Origin of the sequence: Streptomyces sp. NPDC093260 (genome assembly GCF_040683715.1) — a bacterium.
Lineage (GTDB): Bacteria > Actinomycetota > Actinomycetes > Streptomycetales > Streptomycetaceae > Streptomyces > Streptomyces sennicomposti.
Genome location: NZ_JBFBEK010000007.1, coordinates 143,515 through 157,120 on the forward strand (window position 1 = coordinate 143,515; position 13,606 = coordinate 157,120).

A 13,606-nucleotide genomic window follows, 5' to 3' on the forward strand; every position below is an offset into this window, starting at 1 on the left:
CGTGGAATGAGACGCCTTCGCTTCCCGTTAGCATGGACATCCGCACCGATCAAGGCCATTTGGGGAAGGTGTCATGACTGCAAACGTCGACGGAGTGCCCGAGAAGTTCGCGACACTCGGGCTGACCTACGACGACGTGCTGCTGCTGCCGGGCGCATCCGAGGTGCTCCCCAACGCGGTCGACACCTCGTCCCGCATCTCCCGCAACGTCCGGGTCAACATCCCGCTGCTGTCGGCGGCGATGGACAAGGTGACCGAGTCCCGTATGGCGATCGCGATGGCCCGCCTCGGCGGCGTCGGCGTCCTGCACCGCAACCTGTCCATCGAGGACCAGGCCAACCAGGTCGACCTGGTCAAGCGCTCCGAGTCCGGCATGGTGGCCAACCCCATCACCATCCACCCGGAGGCCACGCTCGCCGAGGCCGACGCGCTGTGCGCGAAGTTCCGCATCAGCGGCACCCCGGTCACCGACCCGGCCGGCAGGCTGCTCGGCATCGTCACCAACCGCGACATGGCCTTCGAGACCGACCGATCGCGCCGCGTCAGCGAGGTCATGACGCCGATGCCGCTGGTCACCGGCACGGTCGGCATCTCCCGCGCGGACGCCATGGAGCTGCTGCGCCGCCACAAGATCGAGAAGCTTCCGCTGGTCGACGACGCGGGCATCCTGCGCGGTCTGATCACCGTCAAGGACTTCGTCAAGGCCGAGCAGTACCCGAACGCCGCGAAGGACGCCGAGGGCCGCCTGCTCGTCGGCGCCGCCGTCGGCGCGAGCCCCGAGGCGCTGGAGCGCGCCCAGGCCCTCGCCGAGGCCGGTGCGGACTTCCTGGTCGTGGACACCTCGCACGGCCACAACAGCAACGCGCTGAGCTGGATGGCGAAGATCAAGTCCAGCGTGTCCATCGACGTGATCGGCGGCAACGTCGCCACCCGTGACGGCGCGCAGGCCCTGATCGACGCCGGTGTCGACGGCATCAAGGTGGGTGTCGGCCCCGGTTCCATCTGCACCACCCGCGTGGTCGCCGGCATCGGCGTCCCGCAGGTCACCGCCATCTACGAGGCGGGCCTCGCCGCCCGTCCCGCCGGCATCCCGGTGATCGGCGACGGCGGTCTCCAGTACTCCGGCGACATCGGCAAGGCGCTCGCCGCCGGCGCCGACACCGTCATGCTCGGCTCGCTGCTGGCCGGCTGCGAGGAGTCCCCGGGCGAACTGCTGTTCATCAACGGCAAGCAGTTCAAGTCGTACCGCGGCATGGGCTCGCTGGGCGCCATGCAGTCCCGCGGCCAGGCGAAGTCGTACTCCAAGGACCGCTACTTCCAGGCCGAGGTCGCCTCCGACGACAAGCTCGTGCCCGAGGGCGTCGAGGGCCAGGTGCCCTACCGCGGCCCGCTGGCCAACGTGCTGCACCAGCTCGTCGGCGGTCTGCGCCAGACCATGGGCTACGTCGGCGCGGCCACCATCGAGGAGATGGAGTCCAAGGGCCGCTTCGTCCGCATCACCTCGGCGGGCCTCAAGGAGAGCCACCCGCACGACATCCAGATGACGGTCGAGGCGCCGAACTACAGCAGCAAGTAGGCGACGACAGGTCTCACAGGGCGGCTCCGGATCCTCCGGGGCCGCCCTCGCCATGGGCGTCGGCGATACTGGAAGACGCTGAAACGCATCAGGGAAAGGCCACAGACGTGACTGAGATCGAGATCGGGCGCGGCAAGCGCGGCCGCCGGGCGTACGCCTTCGACGACATCGCCGTCGTCCCCAGCCGCCGTACGCGGGACCCGAAGGAGGTCTCGATCGCCTGGCAGATCGACGCCTACCGCTTCGAGCTGCCCTTCCTGGCCGCCCCCATGGACTCGGTCGTCTCCCCGGCCACCGCCATCCGCATCGGCGAGCTGGGCGGCCTCGGCGTGCTCAACCTCGAAGGCCTGTGGACGCGCTACGAGGACCCGCAGCCGCTGCTGGACGAGATCACCGGGCTGCCCGCCGAGGCCGCCACCCGCCGCCTCCAGGAGATCTACTCCGCTCCCGTCAAGGAGGAGCTGATCGGGGCGCGGATCAAGGAGGTGCGCGACTCCGGCGTGGTCACCGCCGCCGCGCTGTCCCCGCAGCGCACCGCGCAGTTCTCCAAGGCCGTCGTGGACGCGGGCGTGGACATCTTCGTCATCCGCGGTACGACCGTGTCGGCCGAGCACGTCTCGGGCGCGGCGGAGCCGCTGAACCTGAAGCAGTTCATCTACGAGCTGGACGTCCCGGTGATCGTCGGCGGCTGCGCCACGTACACGGCGGCGCTGCACCTGATGCGCACCGGCGCGGCCGGCGTCCTGGTGGGCTTCGGCGGCGGCGCCGCGCACACCACGCGCAACGTGCTCGGCATCCAGGTCCCGATGGCGACGGCCGTCGCCGACGTGGCCGCCGCGCGCCGCGACTACATGGACGAGTCCGGCGGCCGGTACGTGCACGTGATCGCGGACGGCGGCGTCGGCTGGTCCGGCGACCTGCCCAAGGCGATCGCCTGCGGCGCGGACGCGGTGATGATGGGCTCCCCGCTGGCCCGTGCCACGGACGCGCCCGGCAAGGGCCACCACTGGGGCATGGAGGCGGTCAACGAGGAGCTGCCGCGCGGCAAGAAGGTCGACCTCGGCACGGTGGGCACCCTCGAGGAGGTCCTCACCGGCCCCTCGCACACCCCCGACGGTTCCATGAACCTCTTCGGCGCCCTGCGCCGGGCCATGGCCACCACGGGCTACAGCGAGCTGAAGGAGTTCCAGCGCGTCGAGGTGACGGTCGCCGACTCCCAGCACAAGCGGTGACCACCCACTCGGGCCACGCCAAGAGGCCCGGCTCCCGCGCTGCCGCGGGCGCCGGGCCTCTTGGCGTCCGCGCTGGTGAGGGGAGGGGACAGAGGAACCGCTGCGGCGGCCTCCGGCTCGCACACCATCGGCGAGACCGCTCCTCCTCCCTCGTCGGCGGTGGTCCGTCGCGCCCGTGCGCCCCCCTTCACAACCGGTGCGCCGCCCCCGTGGGCGCGGCGCCCCGGGTGTCCAGGAGGAGCTGGGCCTTGACCGAGAGGCCCTGGAGGTCGTACGTGCGGTGGTGCTGGAGCAGGATCGTGAGGTCCGCGTCCGCGACCGCCTCGTAGAGCGCGTCCGCGCGGGGCACCGGGCGGCCCTCGACCTCCCAGGCGGGCACGTGCGGGTCGTGGTAGCTGACCGAGGCGCCGAGACCGGTGAGGCGGACGGCGATCTCCTCGGCGGGGGTGCCCTCCAGGTCGGCGAGGTCGGGCTTGTAGGTGACGCCGAGGAGCAGCACCCGCGCGCCCCGGGCCGACTTGCCGTGCTCGTTGAGCAGGGTGGCGGCGCGCTGGACGACGTAGCGGGGCATGCGGCTGTTGACGCGCTGGGCGAGTTCCACCATGCGCAGGCCGCGTCCCGCGATGCCGGTGAGGTCCTGGGGGTGGCCGTGGCCGCCGACGCCGGGGCCGGGGCGGAACGCCTGGAAGCCGTACGGCTTGGTCTCCGCACAGCGCAGCACGTCCCACAGATCGACACCGAGGTCGTGGCAGAGCACCGCCATCTCGTTGACGAGAGCGATGTTGACGTGCCGGTAGTTGGTCTCCAGCAGCTGCACGGTCTCGGCCTCGCGCAGTCCGCGCGCGCGGACCACCTTGTCGGTGAGCCGGCTGTAGAAGGCGGCGGCCGACTCGGTGCAGGCGGGGGTGAGGCCGCCGATCACCTTGGGCGTGTTGGCCGGGGTGACGTCGCGGTTGCCGGGATCGACGCGGCTGGGTGAGTAGGCGAGGTGGAAGTCGCGGCCCGCGCGCAGCCCCGAGCCCTTCTCCAGCAGCGGGCACAGGACCTCCTCCGTGGTGCCCGGCAGTACTGGTGACTCCAGGATCACGGTGGTGTGCGGGCGCAGATGCCCCGCCAGGGCGCGGGCGGCGGCCTCCACCTGGGTCAGGTCGAGTCCGCCGCCCGCGCCGCGCGGCGTCGGCGCGCAGATCACCGCCGTGCGCACCCGGCCGAGTTCGGCCGGGTCGGTGGCCGGCCGGAAGCCCCCCGAGAGCATCCGGCGCAGCTCGGCCGCGCTGAGCGGGCCCGACTCGTCCCCGGTCCGGTAGCCGAGCGTGGTGATGCCGGCGGCGACGGCGGCCTGGGCCAGGGGCAGGCCGAGAGGACCGAGTCCGATGACGGCGAGATCTGCGGGCATGGCGTGGGCCGTCCTTCCCAATAACCGACGTGGTGCGAACCCGCAAGCCCGGTGGACAGGACGAGCGAGTGCAATGTCAGACTAGGAGTAAATATGACCGTTTTGCGGGATTGACCAGCGTGTTTCTCGGAGTGCCGGGCCGAGTTGTCCACAGGCGGGCGGCGACTGGTGGCTGAAGTCGGGCAAGGCGGTCAGAATTCTGGGCAGGGAGACTCGTGGGGGAGATGGGACGGGCTTCGCCCGAAGGGTGCGGCCGGCGCGACGGACACCGGGAGGCAGCAGTGAGGACAGCGACACTGGGGCCGGCGCAGCGCGCCGAGTCACTGGCGGGAATGGCCGAGCGTGAGCTGGACATCCTGGTCGTGGGCGGCGGCGTGGTCGGAGCGGGCACGGCCCTGGACGCGGTCACACGCGGCCTGAGCACCGGCATCGTGGAGGCGCGCGACTGGGCGTCGGGCACCTCCAGCCGCTCCAGCAAACTGATACACGGCGGGCTGCGCTATCTGGAGATGCTCGACTTCGCCCTCGTCCGCGAGGCACTGAAGGAGCGCGGCCTGCTGCTGGAGCGCATCGCCCCGCATCTGGTGCGGCCGGTGCCCTTCCTGTACCCGCTCAAGCACAAGGGCTGGGAGCGGGTGTACGCCGGTTCGGGCGTCGCGCTCTACGACGCCATGTCGATGGCCCGCGGCCACGGGCGGGGCCTGCCCCTGCACCGCCATCTGAGCCGCCGTCACGCCCTCCGCGTCGCTCCCTGTCTGAAGAAGGACGCCCTGGTGGGCGCGTTGCAGTACTACGACGCCCAGGTGGACGACGCCCGCTTCGTCGCCACCCTGGTGCGCACCGCGGTCTCCTACGGCGCGAAGGCCGCCAACCGCGCGCGGGTCACGGGCTTCCTGCGCGAGGGCGAGCGGGTGGTCGGCGCGCGCGTGCAGGACGTGGAGGGCGGCGGCGAGTACGAGATCCGTGCCAAGCAGGTCGTCAACGCCACCGGGGTGTGGACCGACGACACCCAGGCGATGGTGGGCGAGCGCGGCCAGTTCCACGTCCGCGCCTCCAAGGGCGTCCACCTCGTCGTGCCCAAGGACCGCATCAACTCCACCACCGGCCTGATCCTGCGCACCGAGAAGTCCGTCCTGTTCGTCATCCCCTGGGGCCGGCACTGGATCATCGGCACCACCGACACCGACTGGGACCTCGACAAGGCCCACCCGGCCGCCTCCAGCGCCGACATCGACTACCTGCTGGAGCGCGTGAACTCGGTGCTGGCGGTGCCGCTCGGCCGCGACGACGTCGAGGGCGTGTACGCGGGCCTGCGTCCCCTGCTGGCCGGCGAGTCCGACGCCACCAGCAAGCTCTCCCGCGAGCACACCGTCGCCCACCCCGCGCCCGGGCTCGTGGTGGTCGCCGGCGGCAAGTACACGACGTACCGGGTGATGGCGGAGGACGCCGTCGACGAGGCCGTGCACGGCCTGGACATGCGGGTCGCCGACTGCGTCACCGAGGACGTCCCGCTCTACGGCGCGGAGGGCTATCGCGCACTGTGGAACGCGCGGGCGCGGATCGCCGCCGACACCGGCATCCACGTGGTGCGCGTGGAGCACCTGCTCAACCGGTACGGATCGGCCGCGCCGGAGGTCCTCGCCCTCATCGCCGAGGACCCGGCCCTCGGCGCGCCCCTCCAGTTCGCCGACGACTACCTTCGCGCCGAGGTCGTCTACGCCGCCTCGCACGAGGGCGCCCGGCACCTGGACGACGTGCTGACCCGGCGTACGCGCATATCCATCGAGACCTTCGACCGGGGCACGCGCAGCGCCCGCGAGGCGGCGGAGCTGATGGCGCCGGTGCTCGGCTGGGACGCGGACCAGATCGAGCGCGAGGTCGAGCACTACGAGAAGCGGGTGGAGGCCGAACGCGAGTCGCAGCGCCAGCCCGACGACCTGACGGCGGACGCGGCCCGCCTGGGGGCGCCGGACATCGTGCCGCTGTAACCGGCCGCCCGCCGGCGCCGACCGCCGAAGGACTGCCACGCCCGGGCCGCCGGGCCGCGGTCGGCCCGCCGTCGGACGTGGCGCGGCGGGCGCCCGGTCGCCGTGCGACCGTGCCTCCCGGCCGCCCCCGCACGCCGCCGCCCGCTGCCGACCGGGACGGCCGTCGCCGTGCCGCCCCGGCCCGTCGGCGTCGGGGCCGTACCGTGTCGTTCCGGGCAGGGGCACGGTCGGTGGGACGGGGCGCAGAAGTGTTCGGCGCGCGTCGGATTCCGGGCGTCGCCACGGAGGTGGGACCCTTACGGGCGGAAGTGTCCGGCGGCGTCGGCACCCCGCGCTGACCTGTTGTCACGGCCCGTCATCCCGCCGTGCCGGGCGCGCCGTTCGGTGGCGGGACCGGGCGTCGCGAGGGACACCCTGGGCGTGGAGCACTTGTCGGGTGAGGGACAATGGAGCCTCTGTCAGGGCGGGTTGCATGAGGGGACGCATGTCGGAGGCGGAGCGGGCGGGGGCATCCCGTCAGGACACTCGTCAGGACAACAGCGAGCGTCTTCTCGCCGGGCGTTACCGGTTGGGGGACGTGCTCGGCCGGGGCGGCATGGGCACGGTGTGGCGGGCCGAGGACGAGACCCTGGGCCGGACGGTCGCGGTCAAGGAACTGCGGTTCCCGTCCAACATCGACGAGGACGAGAAACGGCGCCTGATCACGCGCACGCTGCGCGAGGCCAAGGCCATCGCGCGCATCCGCAACACCAGCGCGGTGACCGTCTTCGACGTGGTCGACGAGGACGACCGGCCGTGGATCGTGATGGAACTGATCGAGGGCAAGTCCCTGGCCGAGGTCATCCGCGAGGACGGCCTGCTGGAGCCGAGGCGCGCCGCCGAGGTCGGCCTCGCCGTCCTGGACGTGCTGCGCTCGGCGCACCGCCAGGGCATCCTGCACCGCGACGTGAAGCCGTCCAACGTGCTCATCGCCGAGGACGGCCGGGTCGTGCTCACCGACTTCGGTATCGCGCAGGTCGAGGGCGACCCGTCCATCACCTCGACCGGCATGCTCGTCGGCGCCCCCTCCTACATCTCCCCGGAGCGCGCCCGCGGTCACAAGCCCGGTCCCGCGGCCGACCTGTGGTCGCTCGGCGGCCTGATCTACGCCGCCGTCGAGGGCGCGCCGCCCTACGACAAGGGCTCGGCGATCGCCACACTGACCGCGGTGATGACCGAACCGCTGGAGGAGCCGAAGAACGCCGGCCCGCTGCGGGACGTCATCTACGGCCTGCTCAACAAGGACCCGGCCAAGCGCCTGGACGACGCGGCCGCCCGGGCGATGCTCAAGGCCGTCATCGCCGGGCCCGACGCGAAGACGGCGCCCGAGCCGCCCGCGGAGGCGACGAAGGTCGTCCCGCTGCCCCCGCAGCCGGACCGCCGCTCGGGCAAGGACGCCGCGAAGGACCGGCGTTCCGGTGCCGCGGCCGGTGCCGCCTTTGCCGCCGACGACGGCAAGCGGGGCGCGGAGGCGTCCGACCGGCTGCGCGGCGCGCTGCGCTCGGTGCGCAAGGCGGCGGGAGCGGCCGGTTCCGCGGCGGCGAGCCGTACCGAGCAGTCGTCCGGCGCGCAGACGCCCGGCACGCAGGCGTCCGGGGCGGCGGCTTCGGCGAGCGCCGCTGGTTCAGTCCCGGCGACGCCCGCCACGAGCGCGGCGGCCGGCGGCGCGAACGCCAAGGGCGGTGGCGCGCGGGGCGGCCGCAGCGGCTCCGGATGGCCCGTGATGCCGCCGCCGGACCTGGACCTGCCGCCCCGGCAGGCCCCGAGGGCGCCGCTCACCGACGTGGTGCCCCGGCGCGCGCTGGTGATCGTCGCGGTGCTCGTGGCGCTCGCCGTGATCGGCGTCGTGCTCGGCATCGCCCTCAGCGGCGGCGGGGACTCCAAGGACGACAAGAGCGGTGCGGCCGGCCGGTCGGCCGCCGCGACCGCGAGCACGGCCAAGGGCGCAGGGAACGGCGCCGAGGGCGCGGACGGCAAGCAGTCCGGCTCCGCGAAGGGCACGGACGGGGCGGCCGGTGCCGGTGCCGGGGCCGAGGCGACCGACGCGAGCCCCGACGGCGGCAAGAGCGACGACGCCTCAGGTTCCGGCTCCGGCTCGGACTCCGATCAGGCCGGTGACGCCGACGGCGTGGCGAGGACGTACAAGAGCCCGCACGGGTACTCCATCGGGCTGCCCGAGGGGTGGAAGTACGCCTACGCCGCCGACGCCGGGGACCGGTTCACCGGCCCCGACGGGCAGAAGCTGCTGGTCGCCTGGACGTCCACGCCCAAGAGCGACCCGGTGGCCGACTGGAAGAACCAGGAACGCTCCATGGTCCGGCCGCACTACAAGGCCATCCGGATCGAGAAGGTGGGCTACCGCGGCTGGAACGCGGCCGACTGGGAGTTCACCTACGTCGACGACGGCACCACGTACCGCAGTGTGGACCGCGGGTTCGTCACCGACCCCCACCACGGCTACGCCCTGATGTACACGGCCAAGGCCGACGACTGGGACGACGACCTGCGCCGGGACACCTGGCAGACGCTGACGAAGTCCTTCGAACCCGCCAAGTGAGGCACCGGGGTCCGGTTTCCGCCGGGCCCCGTCCGCGCTTTCGCCGCCACGAGATCCGGCATCCTCTCTTTGCGGGTTGCCTCCGGCACGTATCGTGAGTGGTTGCGGTCCGTGAGCAAGGGGAACTGGGCGGACAGCGAACGGATTTGACCGATGGTGCGGCCGGGGGAGGCAACGTGGACGACTACGCGGGCCGGGTTCTCGCCGACCGCTACCGCCTGCCGCTGCCCCCGTCCGACGAGTACGAACTCACCGAGACCCGGGCCTTCGACACCTACAGCGGGCAGGAAGTCCTGCTGCGGCAGGTGCCGTTGCCCGAGGTGGTCGAGGCGGAGGTGCTCGACGCGGACGGCCTGCCCGACGGCTTCACGCCCCGGGACGGCGGTGCCCCGCGGTCCTCGCGCACCGGGTACCCGGCGCGTACGGGGGGAGGGGCGGCGTCCGCGCGCGGGGCCGGTTCGGCCACCCGGCGGCCCGCCGACCCGGCGGTGCGGCGGGCGGTGGAGGCGGCGCAGGCCGCGGCCCGCATCCCCGACCATCCCCGGCTCGACCAGGTCTTCGACGTGTTCGCCGAGGGCGGTTCGCTGTGGATCGCCAGCGAGCTGGTGGCCGCGCGGCCGCTGGCGGCCCTGCTGGCGGAGCAGCCGCTGACGCCGTACCGGGCGGCCGAGGTCGCCTCCGACATACTCATGGCGCTGCGCGTGCTGCACGGCCACGGCTGGGTGCACCGCAACATCACCGCCCGCACGGTCCTCGTCTGCGACGACGGCCGGGTGATGCTGACCGGGCTGGCCGTCGGCGCGGCGGAGGAGGCCCTGTGCGGCTACGACCCGGTCCCGCCGCAGGACGACGAGGACACGAGCGTCGAGGACCGCGGCGGTGCGGGCGCGGGCCAGGCGGGCGCGCCGGGCGTGTACGGTCCCGGCGGGGGCCGGGCCGGGAGGGCCGTGAGCCCCGGAGGCCACGGCGGCCCCGGGCCGGGCGCGGGCCACGGCGGCGGCGCGGGCGGTGCCGGAGGTTCCGGTGCGCCGCGGGGCGGCCCGGCCGGGCCCCCGGTGGACCCCGAGGCGGCGCGCCGCGCGGCGATAGAGGCGCGGGCCGCCGGTGCGCTGCCCCCGGCCGCCGAGGGCTCGGCGCAGGGCGCGGGCGAGCTGGTGCGGCGCACTCCGGAGACCGGCGGGGACATCCGGGCGGCGCGCGCCGGCGCGATCGCCGCGTACCGCGCGGGCGCGCGGGCGGCGGCGCGGGTGCAGGAGGCGCAGCAGGGCGCGCGGACCGCGCTGCCCGGCGCGCGGCCGCCCGCCGAGGACGAGAACCGCGGCACCGCACCGCCGGGCCGGATAGCCGACCCGTACGGCGTCCGCGCCGCCCTCTGGAACGGCGCGGCGGCGCCGCCCGGTGCCGGCGACCCGTCCTCGCCCGGCGAGGAGGACCGGCAGGGGCAGGCGCAGGGCCCGGGCCAGGGGCGTACGGCGCTCCCCGCAGCCACGTCCGAGGACGTCCGCGACGCCCGTGACCCCTGGGGCGCCCGCGATGCCCGGACGGGCCGGGGGCTCCCGCCCGCCCGCGTTCCGGCCCCCGGCGAGAGCCTCGCCCCGGGCCACAGCCCCACCCCGGGCGGCCGCCCCGCCGCCGGTCCGCCGGGCCCCGGCGGCTCCGCCGCCACCCCCCCGCCCGCCCGCTGGGACGACCCGGCCGGGCCCGCGGCCGCGCGGCGCGGGCCCGCGACCGCGCTGGCCGCCGAGCGGGCGCGGCAGGCGCGGATGACCGTGGTCGGGCCGGTGACCGAGCGCTGGGCGCCCGAGCAGGCCGGGCCGGTGCACGAGAACTGGCAGCTGGCCGCGCCGATCGGCCCCGCCACCGACCTGTGGGCGCTGGGCGCGCTGCTGTTCCGGGCCGTGCAGGGGCACGCGCCCTACCCGGAGGACTCGACCGCCGAGCTGGTGCAGCTGGTGTGCTCCGAGCCGCCCGCGTTCGCCGAGGAGTGCGGCGCGCTGCGCCCGGTCGTCGAGTCGCTGCTGCGTCAGGACCCCACCGAGCGGCTGGACTTCGAGGAGCTGGGCGGCTGGCTGCGCTCGCTGGTGCGCTCCGCGCCCGAACCGGAGGCCGGTGCCCACGTGGTGGCCGCGCCGCCCGCAGACCCGGCCCGGCTGCCGGTCATACGCCGCCGCGGCGAGCTGGTGCGCAGGCGGCGCGCCGGGCTGCCCGCCCACCACGGACGGCACAAGCGCGCCCGCGGGCAGGGCGGTTCGCCGCGCAGCCTCGGCCGTCTGCTGCTCCTGCTGGTACTGCTCCTGCTGGCCGGCGCGATCGCGTACGCGATGCTGTTCATGCCGAAGGCGAACGACACGGACCGCGGCGGCGCGCCCACCGGGGACCGTGCGGGGACCACCGGTGAGGCGAGCCCGGCGCCGTCCGGGGACGGCACGGGCCACGCGTCCGCGCCGACCCCGACGGGAGGCGCCACGGGCTCGGCCGGTTCGACCGAGCCGCAGACCACCGGTTCCGGCGCCGCCGACGGGTTCGCCGTGCGCAAGGACGCCGCCGGATTCCAGGTCGCCGTCCCCGACGGCTGGACCCGCACCCCGAAGAACGGCCAGGGCCAGGTGACGTACGCCAAGGGCGACTTCGAGCTGATCGTGGTGCCCGGCCGCGACAGCGCCGCCGAGTTCGGCAGCGACCCGATGGCGTACCAGCGGGAACGGGAGGGCGAGTTGCAGGCCTACCGCGCCTCCAGCTGGGCCACCTCCTCCGGGCTGCGGACCATCCAGGTGGGCGGGAAGAGTATGGCCGAGGGGCAGTTCACCTGGAACGGCGCGGGCGGGCGTGAGCTGTTCGTGCGCAACGTCGCCATCCTCCTCGACGGCCGCTATCACGTCCTCCAGGTGCGCGGCCCCGAGACGCAGCGCGACAAGGTGGACAAGGTGTACGAACAGGCGTCGGCCAGCTACCGGTACACCGGCTGACGCCACGGCAGGTCCGCCGGTTTGCCGCAACTGCCGGAAGCGACAACTGTCACAGTGCTGTTCCCGTGGCACCCCGCCGGTTCCCTGCCGGAGGGCCAATCCTTAGTCTGGCCCTGACAAGAACATTGCGGGGAAACGTGAATCAGATGCAGGGCCAGCTCCTCGCGGGCCGCTACCGGCTCGCCGACTCCATCGGCCGGGGCGGCATGGGGCGGGTGTGGCGTGCGCATGACGAGGTGCTGAGCCGCACCGTCGCGATAAAGGAGCTGACCGCCGCGCTCTACGTCTCCGAGAGCGACCAGGCCGTCCTCCTCGCGCGCACCAGGGCGGAGGCGCGCGCGGCCGCCCGGATCAACCACTCCGCCGTCGTCACCGTGCACGACGTGCTCGAACACGACGGCCGCCCGTGGATCGTGATGGAGCTGGTCGAGGGCCGTTCGCTGGCGGACGCCGTCAAGGAGCAGGGCCGGGTGGAGCCGACCGAGGCCGCCCGCATCGGCCTGTGGGTGCTGCGCGCGCTGCGCGCCGCGCACACCGCCGGGGTGCTGCACCGCGACGTCAAGCCCGGAAACGTGCTGCTCGGCCGGGACGGCCGGGTCCTGCTCACCGACTTCGGCATCGCGCAGATCGAGGGCGACACCACCATCACCCGCACCGGGGAGGTCGTCGGCTCGGTCGACTACCTGGCCCCCGAGCGGGTCCGCGGCCACGACCCGGGCCCGGCCTCCGACCTGTGGGCGCTCGGCGCGACGCTGTACACGGCGGTGGAGGGCCTGTCGCCGTTCCGCCGGACCTCGCCGCTGACCACCATGCAGGCGGTCGTCGACGAGGAGCCTCGTGAGACCGAGTACGCCGGCCCGCTCGCCCCGGTCATCACCGCGCTGCTGCGCAAGGACCCCGCCCACCGCCCGGACGTGTTCGTGGCCGAGCAGCTGCTCGCGGAGGCCGCCGAGGGACGCACGCCCCGGGACGCGCAGATGTACGTGCCGACGCAGACGGTCGGCGGCCACGGCCTGCCGGCCCCGCAGTCCCTGAACGGGAACACGCCCGGCCACGCCCAGGGTCCGGCCGGTTACGGCGCCACTCAGGTCCAGGGCACGCCGCCGCACCCGCCGGCCACCGTGCCGACGGCCGTGGGCGCCGCCCACCCCGCGCCGGCGCCCACGCGCCGCCGGCGGCTGCGCAACCTGGCCCTCGTGGTGGTCCTCGCCGTGCTCGTCGGCGGCGGCACCGCGCTCACGCTGCGCACCTGGGAGGCGGGCCGGGACGACGGCTCCACGGGAACCCATCGCTCCGGGGCGGCCACGCCCGATCCCACCCGCACCAAGAGGACCGAGCCGGGCGCCCTCCCGGCCGGCTGGGTGCGCAAGAAGGACCCGTACGGCTTCAGCATCGCCGTGCCCGGGGCGAACTGGCAGCGGGTGGTGTCCGATCCCGCTCTGCACCAGGTCGACTACACGCCCGACGGCGGCCGGCACTTCATCCGCGTCGCCATCGACGACTCGCCGGACTTCCCGAGCGCGCACGACCACCAGCTGGACCTGGCCGTGCAGTTGCAGCGGCTGGTCGACTACCGGCAGGTCACCCTGGAGGAGAACACCTTCCGCGACCGGCCGGGCTCCCGCTGGGAGTACACCTGGACCGCGCTGGCCAAGGACACCGACTTCCCGGGGCCCAGGCACGCCGTCGAGGAGACGTATTTCTCGCGCGAGGGCGTCGAGTACGCGATCTACATGTCCTCGCCGGCCGCGACCTGGCCGACCACGGAGAAGCAGTTCAGGACGGTGCTGCAGAGCTGGCGGCCCGACGCCGGCTGACCGGAAGGCGTCGTTCTTCCTTGGCCGATCGCCGC

Annotated in this window: 7 protein-coding genes; 6 read left to right on the top strand and 1 reads right to left on the bottom strand. The window is 74.2% G+C overall.

Annotated features, from left to right (window positions below):
• Positions 1–73: 73 nt before the first annotated feature.
• Positions 74–1,576, top strand: a complete 1,503-nt coding sequence (guaB, locus tag AB0N63_RS11615) for an IMP dehydrogenase (RefSeq protein WP_365527339.1) — start codon at positions 74–76, stop codon at positions 1,574–1,576.
• Positions 1,577–1,683: 107 nt separating this feature from the next.
• Entirely contained in the window at positions 1,684–2,808 is a 1,125-nt protein-coding gene (locus tag AB0N63_RS11620; protein ID WP_365527342.1) for a GuaB3 family IMP dehydrogenase-related protein, read from the top strand.
• A gap of 187 nt (positions 2,809–2,995) precedes the next feature.
• Here the strand turns inward: AB0N63_RS11620 and AB0N63_RS11625 are convergent, their stop codons facing one another.
• Positions 2,996–4,204: a nucleotide sugar dehydrogenase gene (locus tag AB0N63_RS11625; RefSeq protein WP_365527345.1), complete on the bottom strand. Its 1,209-nt coding sequence runs from the start codon at positions 4,202–4,204 to the stop codon at positions 2,996–2,998.
• 281 nt (positions 4,205–4,485) lie between these two features.
• On the opposite strand from AB0N63_RS11625, the gene AB0N63_RS11630 reads away from it, so the two are divergent.
• The 4 genes from AB0N63_RS11630 (at position 4,486) to AB0N63_RS11645 (ending at position 13,571) form a co-directional block, all read left to right on the top strand.
• A complete protein-coding gene (locus tag AB0N63_RS11630; protein WP_365527347.1) occupies positions 4,486–6,192 on the top strand; it encodes a glycerol-3-phosphate dehydrogenase/oxidase in 1,707 nt (568 codons plus the stop codon).
• Between the two features lie 484 nt (positions 6,193–6,676).
• Complete coding sequence (locus AB0N63_RS11635; RefSeq protein WP_365527349.1) at positions 6,677–8,788, top strand: serine/threonine-protein kinase; 2,112 nt, start codon at positions 6,677–6,679, stop codon at positions 8,786–8,788.
• Positions 8,789–8,964: 176 nt separating this feature from the next.
• A complete protein-coding gene (locus AB0N63_RS11640) occupies positions 8,965–11,754 on the top strand; it encodes a protein kinase (RefSeq protein WP_365527352.1) in 2,790 nt (929 codons plus the stop codon).
• Between the two features lie 146 nt (positions 11,755–11,900).
• A complete protein-coding gene (locus AB0N63_RS11645) occupies positions 11,901–13,571 on the top strand; it encodes a serine/threonine-protein kinase (RefSeq protein ID WP_365527603.1) in 1,671 nt (556 codons plus the stop codon).
• Positions 13,572–13,606: the final 35 nt, after the last annotated feature.

Bases quoted from the DNA above. Each gene is read 5' to 3' on its own strand.
- AB0N63_RS11635 (WP_365527349.1), top strand. From the start codon at position 6,677: ATGTCGGAGGCGGAGCGGGCGGGGGCATCCCGTCAGGACACTCGTCAG.
- AB0N63_RS11645 (WP_365527603.1), top strand. From the start codon at position 11,901: ATGCAGGGCCAGCTCCTCGCGGGCCGCTACCGGCTCGCCGACTCCATC.
- guaB (WP_365527339.1), top strand. From the start codon at position 74: ATGACTGCAAACGTCGACGGAGTGCCCGAGAAGTTCGCGACACTCGGG.
- AB0N63_RS11625 (WP_365527345.1), bottom strand. From the start codon at position 4,204: ATGCCCGCAGATCTCGCCGTCATCGGACTCGGTCCTCTCGGCCTGCCC.